The organism is Algoriphagus aestuariicola (genome assembly GCF_017254835.1).
Taxonomy (GTDB): domain Bacteria; phylum Bacteroidota; class Bacteroidia; order Cytophagales; family Cyclobacteriaceae; genus Algoriphagus; species Algoriphagus aestuariicola.
Genome location: NZ_JAFKCW010000005.1, coordinates 264,910 through 282,091, shown reverse-complemented (window position 1 = coordinate 282,091; position 17,182 = coordinate 264,910). Strand labels below are relative to the sequence as shown.

12 protein-coding genes are annotated in these 17,182 nt (G+C 49.7%); 7 read left to right on the top strand and 5 right to left on the bottom strand.

The window, feature by feature from the left end:
• Positions 1-29 precede the first annotated feature (29 nt).
• The 3 genes from J0A67_RS20390 to J0A67_RS20380 all read right to left on the bottom strand — a co-directional run bounded on the left by J0A67_RS20390 (position 30) and on the right by J0A67_RS20380 (position 3,499).
• Complete coding sequence (locus J0A67_RS20390; protein ID WP_206571238.1) at positions 30-1,052, bottom strand: sugar phosphate isomerase/epimerase family protein; 1,023 nt, start codon at positions 1,050-1,052, stop codon at positions 30-32.
• Positions 1,053-1,167: 115 nt separating this feature from the next.
• Positions 1,168-2,376, bottom strand: coding sequence for a cupin domain-containing protein (locus J0A67_RS20385; protein ID WP_206571237.1), 1,209 nt, complete (start codon positions 2,374-2,376; stop codon positions 1,168-1,170).
• Positions 2,377-2,440: 64 nt separating this feature from the next.
• Positions 2,441-3,499, bottom strand: coding sequence for an aldose 1-epimerase family protein (locus tag J0A67_RS20380; protein WP_206571408.1), 1,059 nt, complete (start codon positions 3,497-3,499; stop codon positions 2,441-2,443).
• A 425-nt stretch (positions 3,500-3,924) separates the two neighbouring features.
• Between J0A67_RS20380 and J0A67_RS20375 the strand changes: the two genes are divergently transcribed.
• The 7 genes from J0A67_RS20375 to J0A67_RS20345 all read left to right on the top strand — a co-directional run bounded on the left by J0A67_RS20375 (position 3,925) and on the right by J0A67_RS20345 (position 13,551).
• A complete protein-coding gene (locus tag J0A67_RS20375; protein WP_206571236.1) occupies positions 3,925-4,524 on the top strand; it encodes an RNA polymerase sigma factor in 600 nt (199 codons plus the stop codon).
• Positions 4,525-4,704: 180 nt separating this feature from the next.
• A complete protein-coding gene (locus J0A67_RS20370) occupies positions 4,705-5,592 on the top strand; it encodes a FecR family protein (RefSeq protein WP_206571235.1) in 888 nt (295 codons plus the stop codon).
• A gap of 161 nt (positions 5,593-5,753) precedes the next feature.
• The gene (locus J0A67_RS20365) at positions 5,754-9,221 is read left to right on the top strand and encodes a SusC/RagA family TonB-linked outer membrane protein (protein WP_206571234.1); all 3,468 of its coding nucleotides are present in this window, start codon (positions 5,754-5,756) and stop codon (positions 9,219-9,221) included.
• Between the two features lie 26 nt (positions 9,222-9,247).
• Positions 9,248-10,714, top strand: coding sequence for a SusD/RagB family nutrient-binding outer membrane lipoprotein (locus J0A67_RS20360; protein WP_206571233.1), 1,467 nt, complete (start codon positions 9,248-9,250; stop codon positions 10,712-10,714).
• Between the two features lie 29 nt (positions 10,715-10,743).
• On the top strand, positions 10,744-11,187 hold the full coding sequence (locus tag J0A67_RS20355) for a hypothetical protein (RefSeq protein ID WP_206571232.1): 444 nt from the start codon (positions 10,744-10,746) through the stop codon (positions 11,185-11,187).
• 37 nt (positions 11,188-11,224) lie between these two features.
• Positions 11,225-12,394, top strand: coding sequence for a pyridoxal phosphate-dependent aminotransferase (locus J0A67_RS20350; RefSeq protein ID WP_206571231.1), 1,170 nt, complete (start codon positions 11,225-11,227; stop codon positions 12,392-12,394).
• 14 nt (positions 12,395-12,408) lie between these two features.
• Complete coding sequence (locus J0A67_RS20345; protein ID WP_206571230.1) at positions 12,409-13,551, top strand: AEC family transporter; 1,143 nt, start codon at positions 12,409-12,411, stop codon at positions 13,549-13,551.
• A 94-nt stretch (positions 13,552-13,645) separates the two neighbouring features.
• Here J0A67_RS20345 and J0A67_RS20340 read toward each other — a convergent pair whose 3' ends face one another.
• A complete protein-coding gene (locus tag J0A67_RS20340; RefSeq protein ID WP_206571229.1) occupies positions 13,646-14,428 on the bottom strand; it encodes a 3-keto-disaccharide hydrolase in 783 nt (260 codons plus the stop codon).
• Positions 14,425-17,115, bottom strand: coding sequence for a c-type cytochrome (locus tag J0A67_RS20335; RefSeq protein WP_206571228.1), 2,691 nt, complete (start codon positions 17,113-17,115; stop codon positions 14,425-14,427). The genes J0A67_RS20340 and J0A67_RS20335 overlap by 4 nt, the downstream gene beginning before the upstream one ends.
• Positions 17,116-17,182 lie beyond the last annotated feature (67 nt).

The window sequence follows — 17,182 nt, the reverse complement described above, 5'->3', positions numbered from 1 at the left end:
CTCGTAAATCGTCTTTCTTAAATCGTAAATCAGCCTTTCCAGCCATGCGCTTCACGCACCTTGATCATAGCGGCCAAAATGTCGTTCCAAGTTTGCTGGTTGTTCATTACTTGGTTGGGGAACATACAGCCATCCCAACAGATATGCTGGAAGGCTTTGGTCAGTTGACCATTTTCGTCTCTCAGCCAGTATCCTGCGTCATGTGCGATATCCAAAACCCCATTCGGATCAGTAGCTTGACAGTGGCGTCCGGTCTTGTCGTGTGACCCTGAGCCGAAGACAGAACCATCATTTTGAGCCACGTGGAAGTCGATCGTCCATGGACGAAGTGCGTCGGTAACGGTTTTCAAAGCGGCCTTGACTGCCTCACGGTCTTTCAAGTCAGCTCCCTCCGGAAGGATTCTATGTTCAGGCGCATTGTAACCCATGGTATAAAGGAAGGTGTGGGACATGTCGGCTTGGAAACCTACATTCTTTCTGTCCACCATTTCCAGCAGTTCCACCATGTGCTTCCAGCTGTGCATGGCTCCCCAGCAGATTTCACCTTCCGCTGCGAGTTTCTCACCAAACCCAGCCGCAACATCCGCCGCCTCTTGGAAAGTCTGCGCAATGAGCTTGGTATTGGCCACGGGATCTTTGGCCCAATCCGATACTCCAGCAGCGGAATCAATTCGTACGATGCCGTAGTTTCTGACGCCAAGTTCTTTCAGTTTCTGTCCAAACTCGCAGGATTTGCGCACCATCTCCACAAAAGTTTTACGCTGATCGGCAGTTCCCATCGCGGAGCCGGCCCAAATCGGGGCTACCAAAGATCCAACTTTGAGGTTATGCTTGGAAACTTTATCGGCCAATTTCTTGGCTTCGTCGGGATTGTTCAGGTCAAAATGCGGCTCCAAGAGCCCCACATCTATGCCGTCAAACTTGACGCCATCCACCTCGGCGGCGGCGGTCATCTCCAGCAAGGAATCAAATGGAATCACCGGCTCGGAGTCGGGGCCTTTTCCGACCAGTCCCGGCCAAGTGGCATTATGGAGTTTTGGGAAGTTGTTCATTGTTACAGGTTATTAAGTTATAGGGTTATTAGCTATTGATATGTCACCTGAGCGAAGTCGAAGGGTTGTCAACGGTCAGTCCACCGCATTTCGGTCGACTGTGGACTGTTGACGATTATTTTATCACCAAATCCGGGTTGTCCGGACCAAAGTGCTTCAACATCACGATAGGATCGGTCTTGGAGAGATTTGTGATCTTCACACCTGCTTTGGCTGCCTTTTCACTAACGAAATATTCGTCGTGAGTCAGCTGTCCAAATCGGATCAAAGAAGGCGTTTCGATATCCCATGCGCCCATGGTTCCGTGTCCCTGCATCATGATCATCCCGTAGGAAGCTCCGTCGGTGATGGTGACGGTTTGCCCTGGGAATACTGTCAGTTCCTTCGCCGAATAATCGCGCGAACGGTAGCAGATCCATGCATCGTGATAGCCTGCCGCATGCATCTTTTCTACTGGCTCTACCGGTCTCGGCTCCATGTAGTGATTGTCCATCAGATTTGGATTGACGTTGAGATCCCAATCGATCATCTCCACGAGCAGATCGAAGTCACCCCATCGATCTTTTGGGGTAGCATTCCAAAGCAATTCCTCGGGAATAATCGCCTCGTTGACCAGAGACTGGTACATCGCGAAGATATCGGAAGCCTTTTGTGGTTCATAGGTGCACAGCGAACCCGGCGCATGGAGCATGCCCGGAGGAACGTCCCAGCCCGTTCCCGGCTGAAGTCTAAAGGCTTGGGAATAGTTGGTGATCTTGTTGTCGCCCTTTTTGAAATCCTTCAAACACTGGAGAATGGTCTCTTTGCTCGTGCCTGGCGCGATGCCAAAAAAAGTATAAGGGAAATCGCCACCATGATTGTTCACCTGCGGCGGGAAATAGTAGGCTTCAGGCTTTCCGTTTTGCCCGGTTAGCTTACCGAATTCATCGCTCGGGTGGATGTGGTGGGGTAAAGGCCCCATGTTGTCAAAAAACTTGGAGTACATGGGCCAGGATTTGTACTTATCCCAAAGCCTGGAACCAATGATTTCACCACCCAATTCGGCAATGGCATCCTTTAGAAGAAAGAGCTCCGTCTTGCCGCCTTCTTCGTAAGCGATGTGGGACAAGCCTTCGTTCTTGGAAGTGAGGGGACCGTTTTCGGCTGGAGTGGTAGAGGAAAACCAGCGCTCGTCAATCCCTCCCCGCATGCCGCCAAGGGCATAATAGTCATCGGGATGAAGCTTGATTCGTCGCCCCGGTACGCAAAAAGACCTCGGCACCCAAGTAGGCGTCAGTCTCAATATTCCTTCGCCCTGCTCTAGGGCTTTTTTGGCTAAACTCATGGTTATTGGTAATTAGGTTATTGCTTATTCGTTATTTGATTTCCAAAATTCTGATGTTCGACTGTTACTTTTTAAAATTCCCAACTTCCTCTCCGGTTAGTACCTCCATCCTAAGATCGTAGGTTCGACTTTCTCCGGGTTCCAACAAAATAAGCGTTCCATTTTCCCGAGCTGCGGCTTGACCTATAGGCGGATGGGTGGCAGGTTCCAGGGCTGTCACGTATTCATTTTTTCCCCAGTGCTGCCAGTTGATCAGCCATGGCAATTGGGCTTTGGAAAAGCTGATTCTAAGGGCCAACCCCAATCCATCGTTGGCATAGCCACAAACCACTTGCTCATTGGCATCTACTTTAGGATCGATAAAAGCGACGTCCTCGCCAAAGCCGGCATGCTCGTCCATCGGCGGCGCACATCGGGTAAACTCATGTTTCCGGTTGAATTCGGTATTGTTGGCATCGGTAGCCTTGGGCTTCTTCTCCCCTTTCCAAACAATCCGAGTTCCGTCGTCGATCAGCGGCCATCCGCAGTTGATGTGGTAGAGGAGCATGTGGGGAGCTGGCGAATTGCCACGGTTAATGACTTGGTCATTGATATGGATCTCAGCAGACCCAATACTACCCGAGATAGTTCTAATCATCTCCAAGCTTGGCCCAAAAGTCGTGGTCTCACGCACTTTGGCTACGATCTCGAAACCAAAATCTCCGGCGAAAATATCCGGCTGCTTGATCGAGACAAGTTCCGCAGGGGAATTGGAGTAGTTTCCATGAAGTCCTCTGGAGCCATTTTCGTCTTCATTTGGAGGCCCTGCATTGGAAAGCCCGCAAGTGGTTAGAAGCCCTCCCCCAAAAGTTCGCAGCCAATCTATGCCTCTGTTGGCAAAAAGCTGCGGAGCCGTCAGTCCCGCTTGGGAAATCCAAGCAAGGCTGTATTGATTGTGAAATGCATCCAAAATATCCATTCCCCTGTCCAGTACCAGCTTATACCGAAGTCCGGTTCCCGTATTGACCCACGCTATCCTTACTCCCCGACCGGAGCCATTGTCAATGACCGATGTTTCTATGCCACCGAGCTGGTGGGAATTGGATAGTTTATGTTTCCAGTTGCGTGGATCGGACAGGTTCATTTTGGGCTGTGTGGACAAGGTTTAAACCTATAAAAAAGGCCCTCCGAGACTATCCTGCTGTATATGGGTAGCCTGGGAAGCGCGGAGGTAATTTAAAGAAAATGCGTGGCGGGAATATGCCGCTGGTCAAAATATCGGGGAATATTGAACTTGGTCCCACCTGATCTATGTTGGGCGCGACACTTAGCTAGAATTGTAGCTTTCGTTCTCACCTTCACAGCTAGGGAGGCAAAAAAAACCAAAAAACTCGAAACCGATTGAAAAACCCTAGAAAGCCGATTTTTACATACATATTTTACATTTATACTTTTTTATAAACCATAATTTGATTTTTTAACATTTTTTTATTCAATTGATCCTAATTTATAACCCTGTTTATAAAAAATTCAATGCATCGATAATCCTTCAACTACACTAGATTTCCTATGTCCGAGAAAGTGCTCTACGAAAAAAGGTTGCTGGAAAGGATCAAGAATGACTCAGATGCCGCATTTGAGGAAATCTACAATCGGTATTGGAAGCAACTTTTCAACTTCGGCATGAGGAAACTCAACCAGCGCGAGATAGTGGAAGGAATCGTGCAGGAGGTATTTATAGACCTTTGGGTTCGCCGAAAATCCATCAGCATCTACGAATCACTGTCGTCCTACCTACATAGCTCCGTCAACTTCAGGATCATCAACCAATACAAATCTAGATCAATCCGGGAGAAATATTTGGATACGCTGAAAGCACAAAGTCCAGATACCAGCATCTCCATAGAGGAGCTGATTCAATTCAAAGATTTAAAACTGAACATCAAGGGGATTATCAAAAAATTCCCAATCCAAAGGCAAAAGGCTTACAAACTTCGATTCAATAAAGGACTGAGCTACAGTGAAATTGCTGATGTCATGGAGATTTCGGTAAGCACAGTCGAGAAGCACCTAATACGCGCCATCAAAGACCTTCGGGTCAGCCTGAGAGAGCTGACATTGGCGAGCGGAATGGCGCTACTTCAAGATCCCCTCTTCTTTTTTCTTTAATCAATTTAAAAACACAGAAGAAAAAACACCTCATAGACTCCGTTTTCCGGCTTTTGAAAAAAAAACCATCTTTTTTTCAACTGGCACTGGAGGAAAAAACATTCTCAGTTGACTAAGTAAATGAAAACAGACCAGCTACTATTAATATTTCCCAACTAGTCCCCGAAAATCCAAACAAGCATGCAAAACAGCGAGGACTATTTGGAAGGATTAAACGAAAGCGAAGAAGTCGCTTTACAGAAAAAAATGTTTGACGCGATCAAGACGGGAATTGAAATCAGGCAGAGGCAGGTGATCAGAAGAAAGAGAATCTGGAAAAAGGTCACGCTTGCCGCCTCTATTTCTCTTGTCCTAGTTTCAGCAATTTCGATCTGGGTCTGGACCGGCAGTATTGAGGTGGTTTACCACACCACAGCTGACGAAATTCTTGAACTTACCCTACCCGATAGCTCCTCAGTCACGCTCAACTCCAATTCGACATTGAGCTACCGGATGAGCAGGCTTTCTGGCTTTGACCGGAAAGTCAGGCTGGAAGGTGAAGCATTCTTTTCCATTCGGAAAGATGGAGAGGGAAACACCTTTGAAGTAAACGAAGGTGGTGATCTCGGAGTGACGGTACTCGGGACCAAATTCAATGTGAAAAGCTCCGGTCTGGTGGAGAAAGTCACCTTGATGGAAGGAAGCGTGCTGCTGGGCTACGAGGGAAAAAACGGAGTCTCCGAACATCTGATGACTCCGGGTGAATGCGCCAAGATGGACCCGAGGGGAAAAAACCTTAATTCGATCCGAGTAGAAAACCCGGAAAGGCTAAGCTCCTGGAGGGACAGGAAGCTGAAAATGGAGAATGAAAATCTCGGAAAGGTATTGGAGACCGTACTCGAGATCTATGACCTTACGCTCGACGATGCAGGCACCTTACAAAGTGGGACAGCTGTATCCGGGAGTCTACCACTCTCTGACCGGCCCGAAGTAGTACTAGAAAACCTCGGAATTCTGTTTGGCACGTCGATCACTTTGAACGGAAGCAAAGTAACAATAGCCCATATAAAACAATCTGAAACAAACTAAACCAGCAAAACAATAGACCAACAGTGATTAAGTAAATACTCCTGTTCTAATGAATCAGGAAAAAGACATAGAGCAAAAATCCCGGATGGGATTTGGAAGAATGATTAGCAGTAAACCCAAAACCTCTCAATCTATCATTCTAACCACTAACCACTTAATCTATGTTCTCAAAATTTACCCGCTGTTTGTTGGTAGTGGGGATGGCTGGAGCGGTCACGCTCCCACCATCCTCCTACGGTCAAACCCCTCAGCAACTGGCCAAAGGGCCTGGCCCCAATGCGGCCCATGACTCCAAAACGCTGGAGTCTGCACTCAGAGATCTGGAAGAGATCTATGCGATATCCATCGCCTATCCGTCTAACTTGGTAACAGGAAGCGCTACTCCAGCGGCAATCAATTCCCAACTTTCGGCCGAAGAAAACCTGAACCGCATCCTCAAGGGTAGCCAATTGCAATACAAAAAAGGCTCTGGCAACTTCTACATGGTGGTAAAAGAAAGCACTTCCCAGCCAAGCGCCAACAGCAAAACCGAATCTATACCCTCGCCTTCCAAGGCAGCAATACAAGCCGAGCGAACCATCGAAGGTATTGTGTTTGACGACACGGAAATGGCCATCCCCGGAGCAAGCGTCTTGATCAAGGATACCAAGATCGGCGTGGTGACAGATTTGGACGGAAGGTTTTCCCTGACCTTTGATGAAAACCTGACCAATCCAGTCCTGGTAGTTTCATTTATCGGGTTTACCACCCAAGAAATCCCAGTCTCCACACAGTCGGAATACAGCATTATCCTCGCCCCTTCGGATCTGGCGCTCAGTGAAGTGGTGATCACTGCCTTTGGTTTGGCTAGGGACAAAAAAGCCCTGGGATATTCAACCCAAAGTGTAAATGGGGATGCCCTCACCCGGGCCCGGGCGGCAAACGTGGCCAACTCCCTCTCCGGTCGTGTAGCCGGGGTGCAGATCACTGGCAACTCCAGTCCTGGCAGCGGGTCTCACATTGTCATCAGGGGATCTTCGTCCGTGGCTGGGAACAACGAACCTCTGATCGTGGTCGACGGAGTACCGCTGGAGCAGAGCTCTTCCAAAAAATATGGCAGTGGCCTATCCGAACTGAACCCCGACAATATCAAGGAGATCAATGTGCTGAAAGGTGCTACCGCAGCTGCACTCTACGGCTCTCGGGCGGCAAACGGCGTGATCATGGTCACCACCAAAAACGGGGAAGGCACCAAAGGCATTGGTCTGGAATTCAACACCAACATGACTTGGGACAATCCTTTGGTCAAGCCAAACTTTCAAAACATCTACGGGGGTGGGGCTGGCTACAGTACCTGGTACGTTGACGGCCGAAACGGATTTGACGCGGAAGGGATACGCGGCACCGCTGGGGTCGATGAAAGCTGGGGAGCTCCAATGGATGGCCGGATGGTGCCTCTTTGGTACTCGGCACCTGAGAAGGTCGCCCTCCTTCCCCAGCCTAACAACTGGGAGGATTTTTGGGAAACGGGCAGCACGCAATCCTATAATGTCGCGCTCTCCGGGGGTAATGAGCTGGGAAGCTTCCGCCTTTCGGTGGGAAAAATGGACCAGACCAGCATCATGCTGAACAATGACTACTGGCGAAACAACTTCAAGCTCAACACTTCCTACAAATTCACTCCCGCGCTGCAGGTGATGGTCAATGCCGAATACATCAAGTCCGGCTCTGACAACAGAAACTTCTCCGGCAGCCAGGACTTCATCTGGGCCCATCGCCACACAGACTATACCAAGCTAAAAAACTGGCGAGACTACTACGACATACAAGCGGCCACCTTCCGCAGCGGAGACTTTTATCCCTACGCCAACTGGCAGCATGAGTACTTCTCAAATCCATTCTTCTATCAGGAAGCCTATACCAATGCCAACGAGAAAGATCGCCTAGTCGGCAACATCGCACTCAGCTATGACATCAGCGAGCACTTCAGCGTCATGCTGCGCAGTGGTACGGACTTTTGGTCCGATTTGAGAGAAAACGTTACGGGGGTTGAGTTCACAAAAAACAATGTCAGAAGGTTGGGTTCCTATCAGGAGATAGCGCTCAGAAGCCAAGAAACGAACAATGATCTGATCCTAACCTTTGACAAAGACATTTCCCAAACTTTCTCCATGAAACTCCAGGCTGGAGCTATCAACCGCACAAACAACTACAAAAGAACCCAAGTAAACGTCGGCGAATTGACCATCGACGGTCTTTACAACCTAGGCAATTATGCGAGTCCGACCACGCCGTCAAGCGAGACCAGTGAGCAAGTGGTGAACAGCGTCTTTGGCTCGGCACAACTGGGTTATAAAAACGTGCTGTTCCTAGACCTTACGGGCAGAAATGATTGGTCTAGCACCCTGCCTGTGGACAACAATTCCTTTTTCTATCCTTCCGTTGCCCTTAGCGCGGTATTGACGGACATGTTTAATGTTTCATCCAACGTCCTCTCCTTTGCGAAAGTCAGGGCGAGCTTGGCCCAAGTTGGAAACGACGCCGACCCCTACATGCTCAACCAAGTGTACACCTCGATGGGACTCTGGGCTGGCACTACCCCGACCTACACGGAGTCCAAGGAAATCGCAAACCGCAACCTAAAGCCGGAAATCACGACGGGAAAAGAGCTGGGATTGGACGTACGTTTCTTCCAAGGAAGATTGGGACTGGACATGACCTACTACCACCAATCCACGATCAACCAGATCCTAGCGGTATCCATCTCCACTGCCTCGGGCTACAGCAGCCAGATCTTGAATGCTGGTGAGATTACCAACCAAGGGATAGAAGTGATGCTCAACGCCCGACCCGTAGTACTTCCGTCGGGATTCTCTTGGGATCTCTCTCTGAACTTTGCGAGAAATCGAAACAAGGTCGTAGAGCTGGCCGAAGGCTTGGAAAACTACATTTTGGGCACGCAGAACAGCTTGACTTCGGAAGCGCGCGTAGGTCAGCCCTACGGTACACTTTACGGCCGTCGCTATCTACGCAGCCCAGAGGGTGAGTTGATCTACAACAATGGCCTTCCCATCCTCGAAGAGGGAACCCATGCGCTAGGCAACATCCAGCCGGACTGGATCGGTGGGCTTTCCAACTCGTTCAGTTTTAAAGGATTCACACTGTCTACTTTGATAGACGTAAAGATGGGAGGCGATATCTTTGACGTGGGTACTGGCTTGGCAAGGAAAACCGGCCAATACGCAGAGACCGCAGCTGGTCGCGAAGAAGGAATTATCGGAAAAGGAGTCATGAATATTGGCACCGCTGAGGATCCAGTCTACGCTCCAAATGACGTGATCGTCAATGCAACCACCTTCTGGAACGCACAAAATCCACGGACCTACCACGAAGCCGGAATATTTGACGGCACCTATGTCAAGCTGAGAGAACTGACCTTTGGCTACAGCTTCCCCGAAAACTTTCTTCGAAACAATTTTATCCAGTCGATGAATCTCACTTTCGTCGCAAGAAACCTAGCGATTCTCTATAAAAACCACCCCCACATGGACCCAGAGGTGGACAATAAAGGAGGCAACGCCCAAGGCTTCGCCTATGGGGAAATGCCCAGTACCCGAAATATGGGTTTCAACCTGAACATCACTTTTTGATCAGCCAAACCTAAACTCCATCTGTCATGAAAAAAACTTATATAAAGTCACTCTCGGCACTCTTCATCGTATTGGCGGCTTGGACAGCGCAGTCCTGCACCGGCGAGTTTGAAGAAATGAACACCGACCCCAACAACCCGGTAGAGATCGCACCGGCTTTGCTCCTCCCCAATGCCATCCAGACCGTGGTGGATAGATACTGGGGTCACAGCACCAGATACGAACGGCTGAACATCGATGCGGCGATGTGCTGGATACAACATCTCTCCAGAAACATCTACATCAACGCGGAAGGCGACAGCTATGAAATTCCCCTGACCGTCTCCTCCGGCACCTGGAACCGAATTTATACCGAATCCCTAGTCAATTTTGAGCGGATCAAAAGCCTCTCAGCTCCAGATGCTGCCTACGCAAACTCAAACTATGTAGGAGTGGCCCTGGTGATGAAGGCCTTCGCTTTCTCTTACCTCACTGATGTTTTTGGACCAATTCCCTATTCCGAAGCATTGCAGGGAACCGCTGAAGTCAGCGTCAACTCTCCAAAATATGATTCGATGGAGGAGATCTATGCAGGCTTACTAGCTGACCTTGAAGAGGCCAATACCAATCTGGTCGTCGGCGGTGCACCCATCAGCGGGGACATCTTGTTCAATGGAGACATCATGCGATGGAAGAAGTTTGCCAACTCGCTGGCGCTTAGAATCGCAAATCGCCAAGCGGCCAAGAAACCGTCAGAATCCAGGGCAATCATGGCCAAGATTATTGCCGACCCTTCCACATATCCCGTGTTTACCAGTCAGTCGGAGGCCGCCCATCTCCAGCACTTTGACGTGATCGGTAGCAGAAACAAGATGTTTGATGTGTTTTCGACCCGGTCCGACTGGAATGTCAGCTCAACACTCATCGACAAGCTCCTTGCTTTGGATGACGAGCGCGTCACTATCTACGCCCAGCCTCTTGCCGATGGCAGCTACGTAGGACTTCCCAATGGGCTCACCGATGCCGCGGCGGGAACATTCAACGCCTCCCGCATTGGCACCAAATACCTGAGCCCGGTTGCGCCAAGCCTGCTCATGACCTATCCAGAGCTGCTCTTTATCAAGGCGGAAGCGGCCTTTGACGGAGACATAGACGGGGATGCGGCGGTGCTGTTGGAAGAGGCTATTGAAGCCAGCTTTGAGCAGCATGGCCTAACCATGCCTGCCGACTACATGAGCCGTATCGGCGTCGTGTCCAAGGAAGCTATCATGACGCAAAAGTGGCTGGCGCTCTTTGGACAGGGAGTAGAAGCTTGGGTTGAGTACCGAAGAACGGGTTTTCCAGTGATGCCTCCTCCGCACCCCAATGCCGTGTTTTCCAACGATGGCGTTTTGCCCACCCGAATCGAATACCCTACCTCCGAATACTCTCTCAATGAGACCAATCTCAACGAAGGCATCAGCAAGCTCGGCGGTCCCGACAACATGAGAACTCCACTTTGGTGGGTCGAATAATTCAGTTTCCACGCTCAATAAGAAAAACCATGAACAAATTCATAAGAAATATCTCCCTGATCCTCGCACTATCCCTGCTGCTGTTTTCACAGGCTTGTGTGGAAACTGAAGATCTGGTCACTCCCAACGTTGCCGCTCCGGTTTTGATCCTCCTGGAGGGAACCAGTTTCCCTGCCACATCCACGGTTTCGGTCAACTCAAAGACTTTAGAACTGGACAAAACCAATATCCTAGACCATAACCTGGGAATTGACTCCATACCTGTCCCCAACCTTGCACTGGACGTCTACGTGGCGAGCACCCGCAAAGTCGCGTCCCTTACCACCAATGCGGAAGGGAATGCGGAACTCGTCATCAGCTGGGCCGACCTTGGCATAGAGGCCCCAACAAGCGGAACGCAGGTAAGGCTGGAGTTTGCGGGCACGCATAAATCAATCGCTTTCAGAAAATACCACACGGTTAGAGTTCAATAAAATCCTCAACAATCACTTTTACTCAAATTCAATCATCATGAAACAACCAATCAGCAGACGAAACTGGCTCAAATCAAGCTTGATGGCCATGGGCACCATGAGCTTGGCACCTTCCATCGCCTTCGCCGCCAAGGAAAACCTCCATGCGTACCAACCCGAAAGCCGGCTGAAGGAATATCTTCCGGCTTTCAACTACGATGAGGCAAGAATCATTGCAAAGCTCAATGCCAATGAAAATCCCTACGGTCCTTCTCCAAAAGTGATTCAGGCGATCTCCAACTCGGTTTCCATAGGAAATCGCTACGGGCATGGCGACGCCGCCACACTGATCAAGATGATCGCGGAGAAAGAAGGCGTGACCCCTGACCATATCATGATGGGACCAGGCTCTTCCGATCTACTGGAGAAAACCGCCTTTGTGCAATTCCGCAACGGGGGAAACATCGTATCGGCTGACCCCGCATACATGTCCATCATGAACACTGCCCAGTCTATGGGAGCGTTTTGGAAGCCTACTCCTCTCACTGCCGATTATCAGCATGACTTGGACGCGATGGCCAAAGAAGTGGATTCGGACACCAAGTTGGTGTACATCTGCAATCCCAACAATCCGACTGGCTCCATCACCGATGCGGCTAAGTTGAAAGCTTTTTGCTCCAAGACTTCCGAAAAAGTACCCGTATTTGTCGACGAGGCCTACTTGGAGTTTTTGGACAATCCTGAAGCCAATACCATGGTCGGTCTGGTCGCGGAGGGCAAAGACGTGATTGTCGCCCGTACTTTCTCCAAAATCCATGGAATGGCGGGACTGAGAATCGGCTATATCGTAGCCCAACCGGAGCGAATCGAGACCATCACTTCCCTAGTGAGAAGCACCATGGGACTCTGTGTGACCTCTCTCAAAGGCGCCATTGCAAGCATGAACGAGCAGGAGTTTTTGGCGAATTGCAGGAAACTAAACACCGAATGCCGAGAATACACCGCTTCCGAGATTGGCGCTTTAGGCTACAATATTATCCCGTCCAGCACCTCCTTCATGATCTTTCCCATAGCCATGGAGGGACAGCCTTTTATGAAGGGCATGTATGATGGGGGCGTGGGCATCCGAGTCTTCAAGATCGATGACAAACCTTGGTGCCGGGTGAGCATGGGCACTATGGATGAGATGCACCAGTTCGTCGAAACTTTCAAGAAAATTACCGCCTAATACCCTCTTTTCCCATGAGTATAGCTTTGGAAAAAACCCTTTCCCTTATCCTCCTGATTGGAATCGGAGTCCTACTCCAGCAAAAATTCCAATCGGAGGATCAAAAAAAAGGACTGAAAACCCTTATTCTGACTCTTGCTTTACCAGCTATGATTTTTGTCGCCTTGATGAAAATCGAAATCAATCCGGATCTCCTTTTCCTTCCGGTTTTGGCTTTGGGATTCAATCTGGTGATGATGTACCTCACCCGGTTTTCCATGCCAGCTTTTGGGATAAAGAAGGATTCGGCGGAGATGCGCACCCTGGCACTGTTGGTGCCTTCTTTGGCGCCGGGATTGACCTGTTTTCCCTTTATCGCCCGATACCTGGGCGATGATCTGCTGGCATGGGCAGCATTGGCGGATATCGGAAACAAGATTTTCGTGCTCATCCTAGCATATATGCTTGCGATGTCCTGGTACTACAAAACCCAGCAGCTCCCGTCCAGGTCCAATCGACAAAAGATCAAAGAGTTGCTTTTGGCCATGCTCGGCGAGCCAATCAATGTGGTGATCCTGGCGGCTATCGTTTTGTTGAGTCTTGGACTACATATGGACGATCTGCCGGGCTTTCTCTCCGCTTCGATCCTGATGCTGAAAGACGTGATGACTCCACTGGTGCTGTTGTTTATTGGAATAGCGGTGATGTTTAAGTGGAGCCAGATCAAGACCATCTTTTCGCTGCTGATCTTCAGAGCGGGGTTTACCTTTCTGCTGAGCGGGCTATTTCTTTGGTTGGTGCCGGGCTTGCCTTTTGCATCTGCGTTGCTCGTGGTGGTATTCCCCCAGAGTGCCGTAAGCTTCTGGCCATTTGCACACATGTCTGCCATTCGGAAAATGGAAATCAACAACGGCAGCAAAAAGAGCACCTTCGATTTGGATCTTGGCATCAACGTATTAGCCGTCTCCATGCCCCTGAGTACCCTGATGATTTTGGGCGTATTCACATCGGGAAATCTCTGGGTGGTGCCTACCAATGTCCTGATCCTCGGCGCAAGCTTGGTCGGCCTTTCGCTCGCCCCAACTGCATTTAAGCTGTTGGCTTTGAACAGAAAGGATCTGGTGCCTGAAGAAGAAAGCAGCTACAGGGATCTCGAATTTCGGAAAATGGAAAAGTAACCGAGCCACCACTTCCTCCAGCTGGACAGGCTAAGAACAAAATGAGGCCGTTTCTCGGTGAAACGGCCTCATTGCTTTTTGTGAAACCAAAGCGTTACAGCTTTTTCAATTCAACATTCTTAAACATGACTTTCATTGGAGGGCCCACGTGCATCTGCATGCCCATAAGTCCCTTCATCATCCTGTTTTTGGCATCCTCGTCAGTGACTTCACTCATTAGGGTACCATTGACATAGTGCTTCAGTACATTGCCCTTGGCGACGATGTGAATGGAATTCCAATCCCCACTTTTGATTAGTTTTCCCAATTCTGCACGGTCACCAAGCTCTTCCACGAGGTTGAGACCTTTCCATGCATTTCTTTCCACAAAGCCCCTCAACTCCGTGATGGAATCAGGCTGGGAAGTAATCCTGGTCTTTTGGCCACGATAGGCCAAGGTAGTCCGCTTTCTTTCCTCGTAGTTTTGGCCCGTATAGCGATTACCTCCGTCGATGTCCGCCTGATAGCCTCTCAGCGCATAGGGTACTTCGGTAAAAAGGTCACTGCGGTATTGTACTCCCGAATTACCCGTTTCGGATATCCAATAGTCCATCTTCAGCTCAAAATCCCCGAGCTCTCCCCCTTCCCAAATGATAAAGGTATTGGACTTAAGAGGATTTTCGGCTGTGGTCTCTCCGTGAATCGCACCGTCTTTAACGCTCCAATAGTCACTGTTATAATCCCATCCCTCCAGTGTCTTTCCATCAAAGATGGGCTTGAATTCGGACTGCTCACCTACAGCGTTCCGCGGTTTCCCATCGGGAATTTGGAAGATCAAAGCCGCCGTAGCCAAGGCGGCTACGGCAAGCGTTGTTTTATATTTGAAAGACCAAATCATTCTTGTCCTGTGGTTTGGGTTTTGTAAACGGCATGATCAGGATTTCCGCCTGAGATCAGGTAAGCCATCAGATCCTTCAATTCTTCCGGATTCAGTCGATTGATGAGACCTGGCATCATAACAGACACCTCTGCATTCTTTTTCAGCACTACGGTATTTTTCGGCACTGTCTTGATCACATCTGGAGCAAAAGGATTCTGGGAGATGTAATAGTTCTGATCATCCTCATCATTCAGCTTGCCCACAATGGATCCGCCTTCTTTCAACTCCAACACAGTCGCATGGTACTGATCGGATATTGTTTCACTCGGATCAATGGTAGCCACCAGAATGTCCCTTGGGGAGAATCTGGTGCCAAGTTGGGTCAAGTCAGGACCAATAAATCCGCCTTCACCTTGGATGGTGTGGCAAGATTGGCAAAGTACGGCGCTGAACATGGCTTTCCCTTTCACAAGATCTCGCCCGGCGAGATTCTGCACTACCGAATCTGCCTGATCCACCGTCCATCTTCTGCCCGGACCTTCAGGCTGTATGCCTGTATTGGCGATATCATTACCGCTGGAGGTAAGCAATTTTCCTCCAGACATTTCGTCGTATTTGGCAAACTCCGTCTCAGCCACGTGGCTCAAGGCCATCTTTCTGGCGCGATCGATGAAGCCCACATAGCTTCGACCACCCTTATAGGCTGTGAGCGCATTGTTGATCCATTTGAAGTATTCCTCGCGCTGGGCAGGCGTCCATCCTTTGTCTGCTCCACCCAAGACCGTCGCGTAGAAAGTGGCTTGGGCTGGCGGGATGTTAGCCAACATGTTTGCGATATCCATTCCATATTGGGGATTTCTGAAAATCAGGTCAGAGGACGCGGTAAAGGTCTTCTGATAGTTTTCGTCATCCTTTGCATTTTTGAGCAACGCCAAGGTTTTCTCGACTGCAGACGGAGCATCCAAGTGAACTAGCAGGATGCTCAGTGAGCGATTAAGCATATTTTCGTTGGCTGGATAATGCGGATCCAAATACTCTACCAGCTTTGCCTTAACAGGTTCTGCCCCTTTGTCGTGACGGTAGAGAATCACCTCGATCGTGCGGAGCAAGTCCTGCTGATCCTTGGCAGAAAGCGCTTTATAGTCGATCTGCATCAAGCTATTCAACATCGCAGCTGCGTCTGCATCGGTGGCATGATGGGCCAAAGCCAAATTTGCGTGGATTTTTTTTACAGGGTCGGTTTCAGCAATTGCTTTGTCTTTCCAAGTAGCTACAGGCTGATGTTCTAGTACGATTCGGGCCGCATACTGCACGTAGCGGTCATTGTTGTTCAGCTGCGCCCAGGCTTTTTCTAATCCTTCCGCAGGGGCCCCGTCATAGTGATATTTCTCCAACTCTCTTCTCGTGATCGCTTCCTGAGGCAAATCAGCTTCGGTCATCGGGGTGTAGGAATCCAAGTCTCCTTTATAGGTAACCCGATAAAGATCCGACTCCAACCTACGGCCTCCGGTAGCAAAATACATTGCTCCATCTGGTCCAATCACGCCGTCTGTCAAAGGCAGTGGAGATCCGGAAATGAATTCCTCGGAACTAGCCTCATAGCTGGCGCCGGAGGGAGTAAAATGGGTTGCGTAGATGATCCCAAAACTCCAATCAAAGGTGTATAGCGCCTTCCTGTATTTGCTGGGGAATTTCGCATCATACGCAAACATCGCGTTCGTTGGCGAGCCCTGTCCCAAATTCATAATCGCCGGCAGGTTATCTGGATAGACCGGAGACCATTTCGAGTTACCGGTTCTCCAGCCGAATTCAGAACCGCTGGTCACATGATTGATTCGGGTAGGGCGATACCAAGGCATCCCGAAGTCCCACTCCATATCCGCGTCGTAGGCAAAGATGTCGCCGACTTCATTGTAATCGAAATCAAAGGCATTTCGAAAACCAGCTCCGATGAGTTCCCACTCGGTGCCGTCGGGGTTTATCTTAGCCAACCAGCCGCCCGGTGCCATTCTGCTATTGGCATGCCCTCTTGGATCTTTGATCAGTGGGAAGAGATTATCCTCGTCCCAAACCCGTGGCAGGCGGTACGCATCCATTTCAGGGACATCGACATGGTTACCGGCGATCAGGTAGATGCTTTTACCATCGGGAGTGACTTTCATGCTATGTGGGCCGTGCTCTCCTTGTTGTCCCTTGAGTTCACGGATTTGGGTGACGGATTCAAACTGATCATCGCCATCCAAATCCTGAATCCGATACAGGCCTGTCGGCTGGCTGAAAGTCTCGTTTGGATTGTGGTTAACCATCACGTACAGTGAATTAAACGCATAGAGCAATCCCTGCGCATAGCCCATTCCTACCTGAGGTTCGGCTACGTTTCCCACGATGAGCTTCTCTACCTTGGGCTTGACGGTGGAGTCCGAACCCACGGGAGGCAGCTCCAGTCGGTAGAGGAAGCCATATTGATCCGATGCGATCATACGCCCCTTGTCATCAAAGGTCATCGCTACCCAGGATCCCTGGTCATTTTCACCTGGACTGTATAGTAGCTCTGCCACAAACCCGTCGGGGAGTTTGAGTTTGTCTATCTTGGGGTTGCCGGTAAGCTGCCGGCCAGATTCTTCTTCTTTCTTGGAGCAGGCAAAGGAAATCGCCATTATCCCCACAATGAAGAAAAGACTCTTAATGGATCTTCTGTTGAACATATTTTTTGGGATTATTGAAGTGCTGGTAGAGAATATTTCGTAGAGTTCAAGTTGGAAAATATTTCAG